Origin of the sequence: Arthrobacter sp. UYEF3 (assembly GCF_040546245.1) — a bacterium.
Taxonomy (GTDB): Bacteria; Actinomycetota; Actinomycetes; order Actinomycetales; family Micrococcaceae; genus Arthrobacter.
On sequence record NZ_JBEPNK010000007.1, the window covers coordinates 15,384 to 33,974 of the forward strand.

At 67.1% G+C, this 18,591-nt stretch carries 14 protein-coding genes and 2 tRNA genes; 6 read left to right on the top strand and 10 right to left on the bottom strand.

Going from position 1 to position 18,591, the window contains the following annotated elements; all coding sequences use genetic code 11:
* Positions 1–23: 23 nt before the first annotated feature.
* From ABIB14_RS06900 to ABIB14_RS06910, 3 genes are all read left to right on the top strand, one after another.
* A complete protein-coding gene (locus ABIB14_RS06900) occupies positions 24–491 on the top strand; it encodes a tRNA (cytidine(34)-2'-O)-methyltransferase (protein WP_354235146.1) in 468 nt (155 codons plus the stop codon).
* A gap of 231 nt (positions 492–722) precedes the next feature.
* Complete coding sequence (sigK, locus tag ABIB14_RS06905; protein ID WP_354235147.1) at positions 723–1,328, top strand: ECF RNA polymerase sigma factor SigK; 606 nt, start codon at positions 723–725, stop codon at positions 1,326–1,328.
* Position 1,329: 1 nt separating this feature from the next.
* Entirely contained in the window at positions 1,330–2,220 is an 891-nt protein-coding gene (locus ABIB14_RS06910; RefSeq protein WP_354235148.1) for an anti-sigma factor, read from the top strand.
* Positions 2,221–2,337: 117 nt separating this feature from the next.
* Here ABIB14_RS06910 and ABIB14_RS06915 read toward each other — a convergent pair whose 3' ends face one another.
* The 6 genes from ABIB14_RS06915 to ABIB14_RS06940 form a co-directional block, all read right to left on the bottom strand.
* Positions 2,338–3,750, bottom strand: coding sequence for a GntT/GntP/DsdX family permease (locus ABIB14_RS06915; protein ID WP_354235149.1), 1,413 nt, complete (start codon positions 3,748–3,750; stop codon positions 2,338–2,340).
* A gap of 44 nt (positions 3,751–3,794) precedes the next feature.
* Positions 3,795–4,319 carry a gluconokinase gene (locus tag ABIB14_RS06920; RefSeq protein WP_354235150.1) on the bottom strand — a complete coding sequence of 175 codons (525 nt, stop codon included), beginning with the start codon at positions 4,317–4,319 and terminating at the stop codon, positions 3,795–3,797.
* 74 nt (positions 4,320–4,393) lie between these two features.
* Positions 4,394–5,173, bottom strand: a complete 780-nt coding sequence (locus ABIB14_RS06925) for a PIG-L deacetylase family protein (RefSeq protein WP_354235151.1) — start codon at positions 5,171–5,173, stop codon at positions 4,394–4,396.
* 2 nt (positions 5,174–5,175) lie between these two features.
* A complete protein-coding gene (locus ABIB14_RS06930) occupies positions 5,176–6,129 on the bottom strand; it encodes an electron transfer flavoprotein subunit alpha/FixB family protein (RefSeq protein ID WP_354235152.1) in 954 nt (317 codons plus the stop codon).
* Positions 6,130–6,143: 14 nt separating this feature from the next.
* The gene (locus tag ABIB14_RS06935) at positions 6,144–6,944 is read right to left on the bottom strand and encodes an electron transfer flavoprotein subunit beta/FixA family protein (protein ID WP_354235279.1); all 801 of its coding nucleotides are present in this window, start codon (positions 6,942–6,944) and stop codon (positions 6,144–6,146) included.
* Positions 6,945–7,164: 220 nt separating this feature from the next.
* Positions 7,165–8,772, bottom strand: coding sequence for a trypsin-like peptidase domain-containing protein (locus ABIB14_RS06940; protein WP_354235153.1), 1,608 nt, complete (start codon positions 8,770–8,772; stop codon positions 7,165–7,167).
* A 306-nt stretch (positions 8,773–9,078) separates the two neighbouring features.
* Between ABIB14_RS06940 and ABIB14_RS06945 the strand changes: the two genes are divergently transcribed.
* From ABIB14_RS06945 to ABIB14_RS06955, 3 genes are all read left to right on the top strand, one after another.
* Positions 9,079–11,127, top strand: coding sequence for a TPM domain-containing protein (locus ABIB14_RS06945; RefSeq protein ID WP_354235154.1), 2,049 nt, complete (start codon positions 9,079–9,081; stop codon positions 11,125–11,127).
* Between the two features lie 114 nt (positions 11,128–11,241).
* A complete protein-coding gene (locus tag ABIB14_RS06950) occupies positions 11,242–12,036 on the top strand; it encodes a PspA/IM30 family protein (RefSeq protein WP_354235155.1) in 795 nt (264 codons plus the stop codon).
* 107 nt (positions 12,037–12,143) lie between these two features.
* The gene (locus tag ABIB14_RS06955) at positions 12,144–13,568 is read left to right on the top strand and encodes a cryptochrome/photolyase family protein (protein WP_354235156.1); all 1,425 of its coding nucleotides are present in this window, start codon (positions 12,144–12,146) and stop codon (positions 13,566–13,568) included.
* 50 nt (positions 13,569–13,618) lie between these two features.
* On the opposite strand, the gene ABIB14_RS06960 is transcribed toward ABIB14_RS06955, so the two are convergent.
* The 4 genes from ABIB14_RS06960 to ABIB14_RS06975 form a co-directional block, all read right to left on the bottom strand.
* Positions 13,619–13,695, bottom strand: a tRNA-Met gene (locus tag ABIB14_RS06960).
* A 120-nt stretch (positions 13,696–13,815) separates the two neighbouring features.
* Positions 13,816–13,889, bottom strand: a tRNA-Met gene (locus ABIB14_RS06965).
* Positions 13,890–14,115: 226 nt separating this feature from the next.
* Positions 14,116–17,103: a UPF0182 family membrane protein gene (locus ABIB14_RS06970; RefSeq protein ID WP_354235157.1), complete on the bottom strand. Its 2,988-nt coding sequence runs from the start codon at positions 17,101–17,103 to the stop codon at positions 14,116–14,118.
* 176 nt (positions 17,104–17,279) lie between these two features.
* Positions 17,280–18,500: a YlbL family protein gene (locus tag ABIB14_RS06975; protein WP_354235158.1), complete on the bottom strand. Its 1,221-nt coding sequence runs from the start codon at positions 18,498–18,500 to the stop codon at positions 17,280–17,282.
* Positions 18,501–18,591 lie beyond the last annotated feature (91 nt).

Consider the following 18,591-nt stretch of genomic DNA (forward strand, 5'->3'; position numbering starts at 1 on the left):
CGGCGGCTCGATAGAATGGCAGCGTGTTCCGCATCCTCTTCCACAGCCCCGAAATCCCCGGCAATACCGGCAACGCCATCCGCCTGGCCGCCATCACGGGGGCCGAACTTCACCTCGTAGAGCCGCTGGGCTTTGATTTTTCCGACGCCAAGCTCCGCCGCGCCGGGTTGGACTACCACGACCTCGCCGTCGTCACCGTGCACCCGGACATCGACGCCGCGTGGGCGGCGCTGGCGCCGGAGCGGGTCTTCGCCTTTACGTCCGACGGCGACACCTCCTACACGGACGTCAGCTATCTTCCCGGCGACGTGCTGATGTTCGGCCGCGAATCCGTGGGGCTCTCCGAGGAACTGAAACACGACCCCCACGTGACGTCCCGGGTCCGGCTGCCGATGCTGCCGGCGCTGCGCTCACTGAACCTGGCAAACGCGGCGTCGATCGCCGTCTACGAGGCCTGGCGCCAACAGGGCTTCGCCGGCGCGAAACTGTAGCAGCAGAGCACCCAGGCACCGGCTACGGCAAACGCGGCCCATCCTTTGGCCCCGCCGCGCCGAATGCTTTGTGAGAGGCCCGCAACGGCGTGCGTCGAAGGCAGCGAGGAGCGGCAGGTGACTACAATGCTGGTGGATAGACGCCCGGCCCCACGGGCTGCGGGCAACCACGGTGCACTTGAAGACAGATGTGGCCCTCCTTCCGTGGCTGGCGCCCTATGCTTGAGGGTGATGGACACTCCGAATGCCCCGAACCCCGAGGCCGCCGCGCCCCCGAACGCCTCAACCGACGTGAACCGCCGGCTGGGCGCACTGCTGGCACAGGTCGCCAACGGGGACCAAGCAGCCTTCGCCGAGTTTTACCAGCTCACCTCCCGCCGTGTATTCGGCATGGCGCGACGGGTCCTGATTGACGCGGAACTCAGCGAGGACACCACCCAGGAGGTATTCCTCCAGGTCTGGCAGAACGCGGCCAAGTTCAACCCGGACGCCGGGAGCCCGCTGGCGTGGCTGATGACGATTTCACACCGCCGGGCGGTGGACAAGGTCCGATCCTCGCAATCGTCCTCCGACCGTGAAGCCAGGTACGGCGCCAGCAGCCAGGAGATCGATCATGATTCGGTTTCCGACGAGGTTGGCAGCCGACTTGAGGCCGAAACCGTGGTCCGTTGCCTGGACACGCTAACCGACACGCAGCAGGAATCCGTGCGGCTCGCCTATTACGGCGGGCTCACCTACCGGGAAGTCGCCGAGAAGCTGCACGCTGCGGTTCCCACCATCAAGTCCCGCATCCGCGACGGACTAATCCGTCTGAAGACCTGTCTGGGGGTGAGTTGAGATGAACGATCAGACACCACAGAGCAGCGGCCGGACGCCCGGAGGCTTTGCCGCCGACATCGCGAGCGACCTCAGTTCCGGCCGGGTCGTCGACCTCGCCGAAATCTATGCGCTGCACGCCCTCGACGACGCCGAACACGCCACCGTCGACCGTTACATCGCGGATGCGCCACCAGCCGAGCGAGCCGGGTTTGAAGAGCGCGTCCGCGAAGCACGCGAGACTCTGACCATTAGCTTCAGCCCTGAGGAGGAGCCGCCGGCCGGACTCTTCGACCGGATCATCGCCGCTTTGCCCGCTCAGGCCGGGCCGGCCGACGGGCGACTGTCCGCCGGAGAACCGTCTGCCAATGCTGCTCCGGCGGCGGACCGGACGGCCCAGGAAAAATCGGGGTTACCCGTTGCGGTCGACCTCGACGCCGCCCGTCGGCGCCGGGAAGAACGGCGCCGCCCGCAGGGCATGCGTAACTGGCTCATCGGCGTCGCGGCGGCGGCAGCCATCGCCGTGGGCGGCGTCGGTGTGGGCGCGTACGTGGCCAATCAGAACGATCCGCTCAACCAGGTGCTTCAGGCCGGCGACGTGCGCAAGGCGACGATCGACGTGACCGGCGGCGGCACCGCTTCGCTGACCGTCTCGTCCTCCAGGGACGCTGTGGTGGTGAAGATGAACGGCGTCCCCGACCCGCCGACGGGCAAGGTCTACCAGATGTGGTTGATCCCCAAGGACGGCTCGGCTCCTGTCTCCAAGGGCCTGATGGACGCCGAAGCGCTGTCCAAGCCGGCGGTCGTCACGGGCATCGGTGCCGCTTCTTCTCTGGGCATCACGGTGGAACCGGCGGGCGGATCGAAGTCTCCGACCACGCCGACCGTGGCCGACGCCCCGCTGGGCGCCTAGCCCGGCCGGCCGGGAGCGTCCCGGACGAAATTGAATATACAAAAGGCCGCGCGGGCCCCGAATCCATCGGAACCCGCGCGGCCTTGTTTGTGGCGTGACGGCGGCTTGCCGGCCCGGCTATACGATCAGTGAGAGCAGCATCACGAAGCCGAACCCAACCACGGAGATCAGCGTTTCCATCACCGACCAGGTCTTGAATGTCTGGCCGACGGTAAGGCCAAAGAGTTCCTTGACCAGCCAGAAGCCGGCGTCGTTTACGTGCGAGAGGAACAGCGATCCGGCGCCGACCGCCAGGGCCAGCAGGGCCGCGTGGGTCGGTGAGAGCGCGCTGGCCAGCGGCGCGACGATGCCGGCCGCGGTCACCGTGGCCACGGTGGCGGAGCCGGTGGCCAGGCGCAGCGCCACGGCAACGAGGAAGCCGAGGACCAGCACGGACATGTTGGCGCCTTCGGCCCACTTCTTGACCGCGTCGCCGACTCCGGCGCCGATCAGGGTCTGTTTGAAGCCGCCGCCGGCGCCCACGATCAGCAGGATCGCGGCGATCGGACCGAGGCTCGCGCCGATTTTTGAGGTGATCTTGTTCCCGGTGAAGCCCACGGCGTAGCCGAAGGTGACGATGGCAAGGAGAACGGCCAGGGTCATCGCCACGAGCGGCTGGCCGACGAAGTCGAAGAAGACCCGGGTCCAGGGCGCCGTCTTGGCATCCGGCCAAATGATGTCGACCACGGCCTTGAGCAGCATCAGCACCACCGGGAAGATGATGGTCAGCAGCGTCACCAGGAAGCTGGGCTGGCGCTTGACGCCTGCCAGGTCCGCGCCATGCTCGGTGTCGATGCCGCCCGCGACGGCGGGGGCGCCCACGGGAACCCATCTGGCTGCCAGCCGGGCAAACAGCGGTCCGCAGATGATGACGGTGGGGATGGCGACCAGGATTCCGAGTGCGAGGGTGGTGCCGAGTTCGGCCTTGACGGCGCTGATCGCGATCAGGGGGCCCGGGTGCGGCGGCACCAGGCCGTGCAGCACGGACAGCCCGGCCAGGGCCGGGATGGCGATGCGCATCAGCGGCATTTTGGAGCGCTGGGTGACCAGGACGATCACCGGGAGCAGCAGCACCAGGCCGATTTCGAAGAACATCGGCAGGCCGATGATCACCGCGACCAGCGTGATGGACCAGACCACCCGGTTGCCGCTCGCCTTGGCGAGCAGCGTGTCCACCACGCGGTTGGCGCCGCCGGAGTCCGCCAGGAGCTTGCCCAGCATCGCACCGAGGGCAATCAGCAGGCCGACCTCCTTCAGGACGCCGCCGACGCCGTCTTCGAAGTTGCTGACGATCTTGGCCAGTTCCACGCCGGAGGCCAGGCCGACGAAGGCCGAGCCGAGCCCGAGGGCCAGGAAGGGGTGGAGCTTGAACTTGGCGATCAGCACCACGATCAGTGCGATGCCGAGGGCGGCGACGATCAGGAGTTGGGTGTCATGGCCGGTCCAGGCCTCGACGGCAGCCGGAAGCTGCAGTGCGGCAAAAGATTTCAAAACGTGTTCCTAGCTGGAATAAAGGGGTGGTGACCAATGCGCGCTTAGTGAGCGTCGGCGTCGAGTTGGAGCCGGTCGATGATTTCCTGGGCCTCCTCCGCGGGGGCTGCGCCGACGCGCAGGGTAATGCAGTTTTCGTCCGCGGTGGGGGCTTCGAGGGCGTCGAATTGGGAGTTCAGCAGGGCCGGCGGCATAAAGTGCCCATGCCGGGAGGCGAGCCGGTCCGAGATCCTGTCCTTGCTGCCCTCGAGGAAGACAAACACCACGCCGTCCCCGCGCAGCACGTCGCGGTACCGCTTTTTCAGGGCGGAGCAAGTCACGACGCCGGGCGTCCCGGCGGCCGTATGCGCCCGGATCCAGGCGGCGATACTCTCCAGCCAGGGCCAACGGTCTTCGTCCGTCAGCGGCTGCCCGGCGTGCATCTTGGCCACGTTGGACGCGGGGTGCAGTTCGTCGCCTTCCGCGAGGTCCCAGCCGAGCCGCCCGGCCAGCAGGCCGGCGACAGTGGATTTGCCCGAGCCCGAAACGCCCATGATCACCAGGACAGGGTGCTGCGCAGTCTTCGCCATTAAAGTCTGCCTTCCATAAATAAATATGATTTAAACACGGTAAGCATATGGCAGAGGCCCCCAGCGGGCAAACACTAGAAACCGGCGATGGTCCCCTGGCCGTTGACGGCCACCACGTGGAAAGCTTCGGCGCTGCGGCCCGGGGCGAGTCCGCCGCGCTGCGCGGTGTCCAGCAGGAGGCTGCGGACGGTGCGCTCCATGGCCGCGACGTCGGGGTGTTGGCTGACGTGGATGTGGATGGCCGCGAGCTTGTCCTCGACGTGGCCGGTAATGTCGACGAAGTGGTTTTCCCGGTCCTCCGGGCCGGCAAAGAGCCAGAGCCAGGGCAGTTTGTAGGCTTCCAGCCCGGCGGCGGCCAACTCCGGGTACGCGAACGGGTTTTCGAGCGCCGGGTAGACCGCCCTGGTCACCGCCTCCCCCGCCGCAAGGTGGTCCGGGTGGCTTTTCTGGATCCGGTCCCAGTTCCGTTCCGGGTGCATGGCGAGCACGACGTCGGGACGGATCTGGCGGGTTAGCCGCACCACATCGCGGATGACCTCGTGCGAGGCTTCGAGGTAGCCGTCGCGCTGGTGCAGGTAGTGGATGTCGGTGACCCCGACGAGGGCTGCGGCGTGCTGCTGCTCCTCCGTCCGCAGCCGTACGATTTCGGCGCGCCGCTCCGGGTCGAAGCCTCCGGCATCGCCGTCGGTCATGATGCAGTAGCTGACCTGGACCCCGGCGGCGGTCCACGCGGCGATCGTGCCGGCGGCGCCGAAATCGATGTCATCCGGGTGCGCGGTGAAACAAAGCACCCGCGCGATCCGGGTGTGGTCCGGATCGAACGGGCTCTGTGCCGCGGGGGCGTTGGTGCTCAAGGTCAGCCTTTGCGCTTGTTGATTTCTTCGGTCGCCTGCGGCAACACCTGGAAGAGGTCGCCCACAATGCCGAAGTCAGCGATCTCGAAGACCGGCGATTCGGCGTCCTTGTTCACCGCCACGATCACCTTGGCGGTCTGCATGCCGGCCTTCTGCTGGATGGCTCCGGAGATGCCGGCCGAGATGTAGAGCTGCGGGGAAACGGTCTTGCCGGTCTGGCCCACCTGTGCGTCGTGGCCGATCCAGCCGGCGTCCGTGGCGGCACGGGAGGCACCGATGGCCGCGCCCAAAGCGTCCGCAAGGTCCTCGACGGGCCCGAAGTTCCCGTCCACGCCGCGGCCGCCGGCCACCACGATCCGGGCTTCGGAGAGATCGGGGCGTCCGCTGGCGCTCTTTTCATTGCGCGCGATGACGCGGGCCGAAGCGGCGGTGGCCGTGTCCGGCACCTCGATGGTGGCAGCCTGCGGTGCCGTGCCGGTGATCGCTGGCGCCGGGGTGATGCTGTTGGGCTTGACCGTCAGCACCGCCACCGGCGTGGTCGCCCTGGCCGTGGTCATGTACGAGCCGGCGAGCACCGACTTGTGGGCAGTACCGTCGGGCTCCACGGCTACAACGTCGGTGATCACGCCGGCGCCAAGCTTGATGCCCAGCCGGGCTGCGACTTCCTTGCCTTCAGCGGAGTTCTCGGCCAGCACGATGGTGGCCCCGGAGGTCTGCACGGCGGCGGCCAGGTAGGAGGCCTTGGGACCGACGAGGTAGTCGTCCAGGTCGTCGACAGAGGGCCGGTAGAGAGCCTGGGCGCCGTATTCGCCCAGGGCTGCTGCGACGTCGTCGTGCAGTTCGCCGTTGAAGGCGACGGCGGTTTCGCCCAGCGCGCGGGCGATGGTGAGCAGTTCGAGGCTGGACTTTTTCAGGGCCCGGCCGGGAGTGTCGATGAATACAAGTACTTTTGCCATGTCTGGAACTCCCCTTAGAGCAGCTTCTGGGCGGCCAGGAACTCGACCAGCTTGATCCCGGCGTCGCCTTCGTCGGTGATGATGGTGCCCGAAGTCCGCGCCGGGCGGGCCTCGGCGGTCTCCACGGCGGTCCAGGACCCTGCCAGCCCCACCATGCCGGGGTCTACGCCGATGTCCGCCAGGGTCAGGGTGCTGATGGTCTTCTTCTTCGCCGCCATGATGCCCTTGAAATTCGGGTAGCGGGGCTCGTTGATCTGGTCGGTGACCGAGACGAGGGCCGGCAGGGGGGCCTCGACGGTGTCCGCGTGCGAGTCGCCGTCGCGGCGGGCGGTGAGCTTGCCGCCGTCGAGTTCGAGCGAGGACGCGAAGGTGACCTGGGGCAGGCCCAGCCGCTCGGCCAACTGGGCCGGGACCAGGGAAGTTTCGCCGTCGGTGGAGGCCATACCGGTCAGGATCAGGTCAACGGGGGCGTCGGCGCCGAGGTGCCGGATCGCGGCGGCCAGCGCGAGCGAGGTGGCGGCGGCGTCCGAGCCGGCCAGCGCGTCGTCGCTAAGGTGGACGCCCTCGGTGGCGCCGATCTGGAGCGACTTCTTGACGGCGTTGACGGCACCGGCCGGGCCCATGCTCAGGGCGATGACCTTGTTGCCGGCGGCCTCGCCGCCGCGGGCCTCGATCAGCTGCAGCGCAGCTTCGAGGGCGTATTCGTCCAACTCCGAGAGGATGCTCTCGGACCGGTCCGTCGTCTTGTCCCCGCCGCTGAGATGGCGGTCGAACTGCGCGTCCGGTACGTGCTTGACCAGCACGATGATCTTCAGGGTCTCTTCCACTGTGTGTACAGCAGCCTTCCATGCGGGTGGATAGCCAGCCGGGTGGGTCGTGGCCAGGGCACGCCCGGGGATGCCGGGTTGCTCCTAGCTAACCATATAGGGCCGGCCCGTCGCGGCCTCGGAAAATGAAGGCCGACCGGCACCCCCAAGGTGCCGGCCGGCCTCACGGACCGGGTCTACTGCCGCATCCCGTGCCCCTTCTCGAGCCCTATTGAACGGCGGCAGCCCCGAGTGTCACATCCAGTTCTTTCGCCTGGCCGCCCCGGAGAACCGTCACCTTCACGGTCGCGCCGGCGGCCTGTTCGCGCACGGCGGCCGTCAACTGGTTCGGATCGCTGATGGTCAGGTTCTGGAACTTCGTGATGACGTCGCCCACCTTGATGCCGGCCTTGTCGGCCGCCGAGCCAGACTCGACCGTCGCCACGTCTGCGCCCACCGAGAAACCGGAGAACGAGGTGCCCGCTGCCTTGGACTTGACGCTCACCCCGAACTGGCCGTGGGTGGCCTTGCCGTTGGTGATGATCTCCTGGGCCACCCGCTTGGCATTGTTGATCGGGATGCTGAAGCCGACGCCGATGTTGCCGCTGCTGCTGCTGCCGCTCGAGTCGCCGCCGGCGGAGGCGATGGCCACGTTGACGCCGATGACCTCACCTTTGCTGTTGACCAGTGCGCCGCCGGAGTTGCCCGGGTTGATGGCCGCGTCCGTCTGGATCACGTTGATCGAGATGCTGCCCTGATTGGCGGTGCTCGGCGCCTGTCCGCCGCCGGGAGGCGCGAACTGGAACCCCTGGCCGCCGCCCTGGGAGTTGTCGGAACCGTCCTTGGGGGCTGCCGAGGATGCCACGCTGATGGTGCGGTTGAGCGTGGAGACGATGCCGTCCGTGACCGTCCCGGTCAGGCCCAGCGGGGAGCCGATCGCGATGGCGGTATCTCCGACGTTGAGCTTGTCCGAGTCGCCCAGGGTGGCTGCGATCAGTCCGGCGGGATTATTAATCTTGATAACTGCCAGGTCGGAGACCGGGTCCGTGCCGACGACGGTCGCACTAAAGACCCTGCCGTCGCTCGTGCGGACTTCCAACGCGGCCTTGGATGTCTTGCCGTCCAGGGTGACGACGTGGGTATTGGTGAGGACGTGTCCGTCGCCATCGAGAATGATGCCGGACCCGGTCCCGCCGTCGCTGCCGCTCGTGGCCTTGATGGTCACGACGCTGGGCGAGGCCTTCACTGCGGCGGCCGTGATGGCGTTGACGGAGTCCTGGTTGTTCACGATCACAGTGTCAGCATGGCCGGTGCTGCTGGTGGAAGTGAGCGGCCGGTTGCCGATCAGGGCGTTGCCGCCGGCCACCACGCCCCCGCCCACGAGGCCGGCGGCCAGGATGCTGGCCACGAGCGTGGGGACGCCGAAGGCCGCCCTGCGCTTCGGCGCGTTGCCCGGCTGGTTGTAGCCCCCGTTGTTTTGCGGCGCCGGCGGCTGGCTGCCGTACCCGGCGTAGGGGCCGTGGCTCTGCGCATACTGTCCGGTGTTGGGTGCAGCAGCGTGGTTCTGGACCGGCTGACCGTGGGACTGGGCGGACGGTGCATCGAACTGCTGGGTAGCGGGGGCCGCGTGCTGGCCATAAGCCGGCTGGCTCTGCGGATATACCGGCCGCGGGGCATCGTAGGCCGGCCGGTCCAGCCGCATGGTGGGGTTCTCCCCGGCTGAGTCCTCCCCCGCCTCGGCCTGCGGAGCCGCGCCAGCGCCGTGGCCCGGTTCCAGCGGGTCCCGGTTGCTCGGTGATGGATCCGGTGATGCGCCCTGCGTTGGGTTCTCAGTCATGGGACTTCCTTTCATCCTCGTCTGCAGTTAACTATGGTCGCCCAGGCTGGTACAAGAGCGGACATTTGCTGGGAGGTTCCTGAACGCAGGTGGGCTCCATGCTGGCCCGCGTACGGCCGTTCCGCGGGCTTCAGCGCGTTTCGCTGGTGGCATATTCCCCGGCGGTGGACGGTCTCCGGGGCGCACCATAGAATCAAATGGAATTGCCACAGCCACCTGCGGTTCTGTACCTGCGCGGGGGCGCTGCTGCGTTCTGAGTGGACCGGATCGGCCCGATCCGGTCACAGAAGTGCTGAAGGGTTGAGCATGCGGTCAATGATGAAACGATTCCTCGCCGTTCTCGGCGTCGCCGGACTGCTGGCCCTTCCCGCCGCTCCCGCGCTCGCCGAAGATCCGGTGACCATCCCCTCCGGACAAAATATCGTGGACGGTGCCAATGTGCTCGGCGGCCGTAAGGCCGAAGTCCAGGACGCCGTCCAGCGGCTCCTGAAGGACCACAAGTACAATCTCTACGTCGTGACTGTGAAGGCTTTCGAGAATCCGGCCGATCCCAAATCATGGTCCCAGGCCGTAGCCACCAAGAAAGGCATGGGCAGGGCGGATCTCATCCTCGCCATGTCCGACGACGGCAAGTACTACTTTTCGCCCAACTCCGCCAGCGCCATTTATTCCAAGACCAGCACCATCAGCCAGAACGCCATAGTGGCTAATCTGGCAGGCGGAAAGCGTGACTTTGCCCAGGCCGCGATCGACACCGCCGCGGCGGTCGGCGACGCCGCCGGCGGCGGCAGCGGCGCGGTCCCGTCCGGATCCGGGAGCGGCGTCCTCGTCGGCGTCGGCGTGGTAGCCGTCGGCGGCGCCGGAACGTACCTCTACCTCCGCAATCGGCGGAAGAAGACTGCGGCGGCCAACACCACGGGCTACGGCACGGAAGGGGCCGAACTGGACCCGCTGGCCGGACTCAGCGTGGAGGACCTGCGTCGCAAGAGCGGTTCGCTGCTGATCGAAGCGGACGACGCCATCAAGTCCAGCGAGCAGGAACTCGGCTTCGCCCAGGCACAGTACGGCGACGCCGCAGTCGGAAACTTCACAAAAGCGCTACAGGACGCCAAAGCCCACATGTCCGAGTCGTTCAAACTGCAGCAGCAGCTCGACGACCACATCCCCGACACGGAGGAGCAGCAGCGGACCTGGCTTGGGGAAATCATCCGCCGTTCCGAGGCGGCACTGTCCTCCCTTCAGGAGCAGAAAGCGGACTTCGATTCGCTGCGGGAGCTGGAGAAGAACGCCCCCGAGGCGCTTGCGGCCGTCGGCACCGGCGCCAAGGAAGCCCAGGAGAAGATCGCCGCGGCCGAGCAATCCCTGACCGGACTCCGGGCAAAGTACGCGGACAGCGCGCTGACCCATGTCGCGGACAACATCAACCAGGCCAAGGAGCGGCTGGCATTCGTGCAGAACGCCTCCGCGACGGCCCGGGACAAGCTCGGCGCGGGCGAGGGCAGCCTCGCGGCTGTCGCCGTGCGGGCCGCCGAGGAGAGCCTGCACCAGACCAACGTGCTGCTCGGCGCCATTACCAAAGTCGCGGGCAGCCTCGACGCGGCCCGCAGCGGACTGGAGTCCGCCGTCGTCGACACCTCCCAGGACCTCGCCCAGGCACGGGCCATGATCCAGGCGGGGGGCCATCCGGAACTGGCCGGACCGGTAGCCGGAGTGGAAGCTGCGCTGGCCCAGGTCAAGGCCGAGATCCAGGGCGGCAAGATCGACCCCATTGCCACCCTGGCCCGCGTGGAGAACGCCCACCAGTCCCTGGACGCTGCCCTCACCGGCATCCGCGATCAGCAGGAACAGGCCCGACGGGCGCAGGCGTCGATGCAGCAGAGCATCATGTCCGCCCAGGCCCAGATCAGCGCCACCTCGGACTACATCACGGCGCGCCGCGGCGGCGTGGGCACCGAGGCCCGGACGCGTCTGGCCGAGGCGCAGCGCAACCTCGACTACGCCTTGTCCATCTCCCGCACCGACCCGGTCACCGCTCTGCAGTACGCCCAGCAGGCGCACTCCCTCGCGGCCCAGGCGGCGCAGCAGGCCCAGGCCGATGTGGACCATTTCGGCGGCTACGCCAACCAAGGCTACGGCCGCGGCGGAATGTTCGGCGGCGGCGGTGGAGGCGGGCTCGGCGGTGCGATCCTCGGCGGCATCCTGATTAACTCCATCCTGCACGGCGGCGGGGGCGGCTGGGGCGGTGGCGGCTGGGGCGGCGGCGATTCAGGGGGCGGTGGCTGGGGCGGCGGCGGCGATTTCGGCGGCGGGGGCGGCGGCGGCGATTTCGGCGGCGGGGACTCCGGGAGTTTCTAACGGCCGGTTACAGACTAGGCGCCGGCGGATTCGTTCCGGCCGGCGGATAGAAGCGGTACATTCACTGTTCACCGAATTCAGTGGCCACCACTGGATAGGACGAAAGGCAACACCATGGTTAAGCAGTCCATCTTCGGCCGCATGGCTCAGCTGGCGAAGGCGAACATCAATTCCTTGCTGGACCAGGCAGAGGATCCGCAGAAGATGCTGGACCAGATGGTCCGTGACTACACGAACAACATCGCCGAGGCGGAATCGGCGGTCGCCCAGACCATTGGCAACCTGCGCATGCTCCAAGACGACTACAACGAAGACATCAAGAATGCCCAGGACTGGGGCAACAAGGCCCTGGCCGCCTCGCGTAAGGCCGACGAGTACCGCGCCAAGGGCGACGCCGTGGATGCCGAGAAGTTCGACAACCTCGCCAAGGTGGCCCTGCAACGACAGATTTCGTCGGAAAATGAGGCGAAGTCGGCCGAGCCCAACATTGCTTCGCAGAGCGATGTGGTGGACAAGCTCAAGCAGGGCCTGAACCAGATGAAGGTCAAGCTCAACGAGCTCACCAGCAAACGCAACGAACTCGTGGCCCGCTCCAAGACGGCCGCCGCGCAGACCCAGGTGCACGACGCCCTGAAGAGCATCGACATCATGGATCCGACCTCCGAGGTGGGCCGCTTCGAGGAGAAGATCCGCCGCGAAGAGGCCAAGGTCCGCGGCCAGCAGGAACTCGCGGCCTCCAGCCTGGACGCCCAGTTCAATTCCCTCGAGGACCTCGGCGAGCAGACCGAAATCGAGGCGCGCCTGGCGTCGCTGAAGTCCGGCGGCAGCGCCCCGGCCCTGGGAGCCGGCAACGGCTCGACCGCGGGCGCGGGCGCTACGGTGGACGAGGCCGACTTCGACAAGCTGTAGTCCGCATGCACGCCAGCGGGCTACGTCGGCGGGCGACTGCCGTCAGTTGAGTCAGAGGCCGGGCCCCACGGGGCCCGCCCTCTGCTGTGATCCAGTAGCGTGGAGCCATGTCTGCAACCCTCGTCTGGCTCCGCGATGACCTCCGCCTCGATGACAACCCCGCTCTCGCTGAGGCGGAGGCACTGGGCCGCCCGCTGACGGTGGTCTACGTGCTGGACGAGGTCTCACCCGGGGTGCGGGCCCTCGGCGGAGCAGCGAAGTGGTGGCTGCACCACTCGCTCGCCTCACTCGCCGCGGACCTTGAAGCCGTTGGGTCCCGCCTGCTGCTCCGGAGCGGCCCGGCGGAGCGGGTCATCCAACAGGTGGCCGAAGAAACCGGCGCCGCGCGGGTGCTCTGGAATCGGCGCTACGGCGGCCCGGAACGCGCCGTGGACGCGGGCCTCAAGGAATGGGCGTCGCGGCAGGCGATCACCGCCGCAAGCTTCCAGGCCAGTCTCATGTTCGAGCCGTGGACGGTGCGGACCGGCTCCGGGGGCCCGTACAAGGTCTTCACCCCGTTCTGGAAGGCCTGCCTCGACGCGCCCGAGCCACGGCTGCCGCTGGAGGCACCGGATCGGCTGCCCGGGCCGGCGCGGAACGCTGCGGGCGAGCTGCCCGGCAGCGAGGCGCTGGAGGACTGGGGGCTGCTCCCCCGCCGCCCGGACTGGAGTGCAGGGCTCGCCGCGGACTGGACCCCGGGAGAGGCTGGCGCGCACCGCCGGCTAGACGACTTCCTGGACGGCCCGGCAGTCGAGTACGGCACCGGCCGGGATGTCCCCGGTGTCGAGGGCACCAGCCGGCTCTCCCCGCACCTGCGCTTCGGCGAGATCAGCCCCTTCAGGGTCTGGCATGCGCTCCGGGAACGCTTCCCGCACGGCGCACCGGCCGACGTCGGGATCTTTCGTTCCGAACTCGGCTGGCGGGAATTCTGCTGGCAGCTTCTATATGAGAATCCACAGCTCGCCAGCCGCAACTACCGCCCCGAATTCGACCGCTTTGCCTGGCAGACGCCGTCGGACGCCGAGCTGCAGGCGTGGCAGCAGGGCCGTACCGGCTACCCGCTGGTGGACGCCGGCATGCGCCAGCTATGGCAGACCGGCTGGATGCACAACCGGGTCCGGATGGCGGCGGCGTCATTCCTGGTGAAGAACCTGCTGGCGGACTGGCGGCTCGGTGAGGCCTGGTTCTGGGACACCCTGGTGGACGCGGATGCCGCGAGCAACCCGGCCAACTGGCAATGGGTGGCCGGTTCCGGAGCGGACGCCTCCCCGTACTTCCGAATCTTCAACCCGGTCACGCAGAGCAAAAAGTTTGACGCCGCCGGCCGCTACCTGCGCGAGTTTGTCCCGGAACTCGCCGGCCTGGACGACAGGGCACTGCACGAGCCGTGGAAGGCCGACGGCGGCGCACCGGACTACCCGGCGCCGATCGTGGGGCTCCCCGAGTCCCGGGCGAGGGCACTGGAGACTTATCAGCGGCTCAAGGACGGGTAGCAAACAGCAAAGGCCCGGATCTGTTGATCCGGGCCTTGCCTTGGTGCCATTGGTTGCGGGGACAGGATTTGAACCTGTGACCTCTGGGTTATGAGCCCAGCGAGCTACCGAACTGCTCCACCCCGCGCTGCATGATCAACTCTACCTTACTTTGGCCGCCGGCCCGACCACCGCCCGGCGCCAGCAGCCCGAGGGCGTTAAAGCAAGAAGTCCGGAACACTTTCCAGTGTCCCGGACTTCTTCTCGGTTGCGGGGACAGGATTTGAACCTGTGACCTCTGGGTTATGAGCCCAGCGAGCTACCGAACTGCTCCACCCCGCGTCGCAAGAACAACTTTACCTGCCGGTGAACGGGAGGCCAAATCGGAGCGGCGTGATGTGCGTCCCACGAGCTGCCGGAGCACGCCCGGAGGCCATCCGGGCTTGCGTTACGAGGGACGTAAGGCCGGATTCCCTACTTCAACTGAACTGGGAATCCGGCCTTAGGCCGTCAGCAATCCGGCACCTACTTGCCCGTCGCCCGGTAACCAGGGCCTACTTGCGCAGGCCTACTTGCTGGGCGACGGCGTTGCCGACGGCGAAGCGCTGCCGCTGGGCGCCGGCGTCGTCGTGCCGACCCTGGCCTCCGCGTCGATGGCCCGTTGCAGGGCTGCGGCGAGCTTCTTCTGCTGATCGCCGTAAGCCGCAAAGTCGCCCTTGGCCAAGGCCTCCTGGCCGGCTTTGATGGCTCCGTTGGCGTCGTCCAGGGCCGCCTTCAGCGCCGCTTTGGCGTCCGCGCCTCCCGTGGCCGGCGGCGTGGCCCCCGGAGCCGGGGTGGCGGGCGTCTGGCCGTTGTTGGCGGCGTCGCCGGCGGTGGCGCCGGAGCTACCACCGAACAGTTGGTTCAAGGCCTCATCCAAGGTCGGCGCGAAGCCGATCTTGTCGCCGAATGCGACCAGGACGCGCTGCAGCGTCGGATAGGACGTCTCACCGGTGGACTTCAGGTAGACCGGCTGGACGTAGAGCAGACCGCCGCCCACCGGCAGTGTCAGCAGGTTGCCGTTGAGCACCGCAGAGGCGCCCTGGCGCAGCAGGTTCAGGGCCTGCGACACGGCGGGATCGGAGTTAAACTTGTTCTGCGCCTGGCCGGGTCCGGGGACGTTGGCTTCCGGCGGAATCTGCAGCAGCCTGAGCTGGCCGTAGCTCTCCGCCTTCACGCCCTTCTGGTTGCCGGCATCCGAGTCCGCGGCCAGGAAGCCGTAGAGCACGTTGCGGGCGTTGCCGTTGACCACTTGCGGGATGAACGAGGAGGTCAGCTGAAAGGCTGGTTTCGCTTGGTCAGGCATTTGCAGCGACATGTAGTACGGCGGTTGCTTGACCTGGTCCTTGACCGTCGGATCGTTCGGCACGGACCAGGCATCGTTGTTGGTGAAGAAGTTGTTCGGGTTCGTCACGTGATAGCGGCCGAGGAGTTCGCGCTGGACCTTGAACAGGTCCTCCGGGTAGCGGACGTGGCTCATCAGGGCGCCGGGCATCTCCGAGAACGGCTTCAGCGAGGAGGGGAAGATGTTCTGCCAGGCCTTCAGGACCGGGTCCTGGTCATCCCAGGCGTACAGCGTGACGGAGCCGTCATACGCGTCCACGGTGGCCTTGACCGAGTTCCGGATGTAGTTGACGGAGCTGGTGGGCAGTGCGGCGGTGCGGCCCGCCGAGGTCTGCGAATCCCGGGTGGCGTCCGAGAGTTGCTCCTGCTGCGAGTAAGGGAAGTACGGGCTGGTTGTATACCCGTCCACGATCCACTTCACCCGGCCGTCGACGACGGCGGGGTAGGCGTTTCCGTCGACGGTCAGGTACGGCGCCACCTTCTCGACGCGGTCCTTCGGGTTCCGGTCGTAGAGAATCTGCGACTCGGCATTGACGCCGTCGGACAGCAGCAGGTCCGAGGACTGGAACTTGATCGCGTAGAGGATCTTGTTCAAGAAGTTCCCCACGTTCGGGCCGCCGTTGCCGGTGAAGGTGTATTGCGTTTCCGCGTCGCCCTCCTTGGCCGCCGGGCGGTCCTGCTCTCGGTGCGGAGCGCCGTCGGGCGCGCCCACGACCGAGTAGTCCGGTGAATTCTCGCCGAAGTAGATCCGCGGCTGATAAGTGGAATCCGTCCCCAGAACGCCTGTGGACGGGATGCCGGACTGCAGGAAATCGGGCTTGCCGTCCGCGGTGAACTTGTTGCCCTTGGCCGCGACCACACCGTACCCGTGGGTGTAGACCACGTGCCGGTTCAGCCAGGACTGCTGGTTGGTGGCGAGTCCGCCCGGGTTCAGCTCACGGACGGCGATGACAGTGTCCTGGATCTTACCGTTGACCTCGTAGCGGTCCACGTTCAGGGTGCTCGGGAACTGATAATAGGGCCGGTACTGCTCCAGCTGCGAAAACGCGTCCGAGATCAGGTTCGGGTCCAGCAGGCGGATGTTGGCCGTCGTCTGAGCGTCCGGGGCCAGCGCGCCGGTGGTGGCGTTGGTGGTGGCCTCATAGCGCTTCTCCTGGACCTTATCCAGGCCGTAGGCGGCGCGGGTCATGTCGATGTTCCGCTTGATGTACTGATTCTCCAAGGTCTGCTCCGAGGGGCGGACCTGGAACTGCTGGATCACCCAGGGGTAGACGCCGCCGGCCAGGATCGAGGTGATGACGAGCATGGCGGTGCCGATCACCGGCAGCCGCCATTTGCCGACCACGGCGGCGACAATGAAGAGCACAGCCACGAGGACCGCGGCGACGGCGAGGATGGACTTGGTGGGGATGACCGCGTTCACGTCGGTGTAGAGCGCCCCGGCCCAACGGCCTCCGTTGTTTTGCACCGTCGAGTACCGGTCCAGCCAGAAGTTGGCGCCGAGCAGCAGCAGGAACGCCGCGCCCGTGACCGCCAGGTGGATCTGGGCGGCGCGGCTGGTGAACACGCCGCGCTCCATCAGCCGGATGCTGCCGTACAGGTAGTGCGTGAGGATGCCGGCAATACCGGCCACGACGACGACACTGATCAGGAAGCCGGTGACGAAGCCCAGGAACGGCAGGGCCATGAGGTAGAAGCTGATGTCCAGGTTGAATTGCGGATCGTTCTGGCCGAAGGGCTGCTGATGCAGGAACAGCAGCACCTTCTGCCACTGGCTGGCGGCCGCACTGCCCGCGAAGAGGCCGAACAATACCGGCAGGCCGATCATGACCACGCGGCGGATCGGCTCCAGCTGCGCCTGGTAGCGGTTAAGGTTGTCCCGGACTTCCGAGTCCGGCGCGTAGACAGGGCGCGCGCGGTAAGCGCTACGGATCGCGAAAAACACGGCGGCGAACATGACGACGAAGCCGATGAGGAAGATGATGATCCGCGCCAGGTTCTCCGTCAGGAAGACCTGGAAGTAGCCCAGCTGCTGGTACCAGAGGACGTCCGTCCAGACATTGGCGAAGAAGATGAAGCCGACCACGATTACGGCCACAACAATTAAGGTAGGCGTCAGTGCACCTCTGCGCTGCTGTGGTCTTCCGGGTGGGACGGGGCTGGGTCGGGACAAACTCGATACCTCATAGCTGGTCGTCAGTGCTGGTTTAGTTGTCTAAGTCTTCAGTTGTTTGGACGCAAGTCTGCTGCATTGCTGCAGTCTAGCTACAGCCGGCACCGCCCCGGCAGAGGCGGCAACGGCTGTCATTAGTGCCACGAGTGGCACCAGGGCTTAGTTCCGGGGTCAGTCTAGTTGTTGGAGCAGGCCGGAAGTCCCGATGTGTCGCCGCCCGTGGCGGCGAGTTCGACGGCGTGCCGGGCCTCGGCGAGGCTCTCCACCTTGACAACCTGGAGGCCGGCGGGAATATGGCCGACGACGTCGTCACAGTTGGCCGCCGGGGCGAGGAACATGGTGGCGCCGCCGGACCTCGCTCCGACCATCTTCTGGCCGATGCCGCCGATGGCACCCACGACGCCGTCGGGCGTGATGGTGCCGGTGCCGGCGATGTGCTTGCCGCCGGTCAGGTCGCCGGGCGTCACCGTGTCCACGATGCCAAGGGCGAACATCATGCCCGCACTCGGGCCCCCGACCTTGTCCAGGGAAATTTTGACGTCGAAGGGAAACTTGAATTTGTACTGCAGCACGACGCCGAGCAAGTAGCGCCCGTTCGGGGACTTGCTAGGCGTGACCGTCAAGGGCAGCTGGCTGCCGTTCCGGTCGACGACGACCGTGACGGGCTTGCCGTTTCCGGCCGCCAGCTCGCCCTGCACGACGCTGAGGGCGGTGACCGGATTGCCGCCAATGGAGACCAGCACATCGCCTTCCTGGATTTTGCCCTTCGAGGCCGAGCCGTCCGGAACCCCGGCGACCTGCAATTTTTGTTCAAACGGGATAGCCAGCTCTTTGAGCGCCGAGGCCACGGCGTTCTCCTGCGACGTTGTCATCGCGACAGCGCTTTCCTGCTGCGACTGTTCCTTCGTAACGCCGCTGGGGAAGAGCAGCTCCTGCGGGTACACGGCCTTGGAGGGGTTCAGCCAGGAACTAAGGGCTTCGAACACGGTGACCGGCCCGTTGGGGCCGCCGTCGACGTAGACGGTGGTGAGGTCCAATTCGCCCTTGGCCGGAAAGGCCTCGTGTCCGGACACCGTGATGACCGGCTTGCCGTTATCCGTGCCGAGCGTATTGAACGTGGGGCCGGGAGATTCAATCACATAGGGAACCGGCAGGCTCATCGCGGCGACGCCGAGTCCCAGCGCCAGGAGGCCGGAAACGAGCATCGCGGAGGAGCGGTTGTCCCTTTCCCCGCCCTTCGTGCGGCGGCCGGTCGCGAAACGGGGCCAGCGGCTGCGGTTGTCGGCGCCGTCGCCGGGGGTGCTGTTGTCGGCGCCCCCGGCACTGTGGTTGCCGCCGTTGCCGCTGTCATGGGGCGCGGATTCGCCGGGGGGCTGTCCGCCCTGGGTAAACGTCAATGAAGGACCTCTCCGTGCCGGCGCCTGGGGCCACTTTCGAGGCCGGGACCAGGGCGTAGCGGCTGCGGCCGAAACCGGCCTGGCAGCCTGC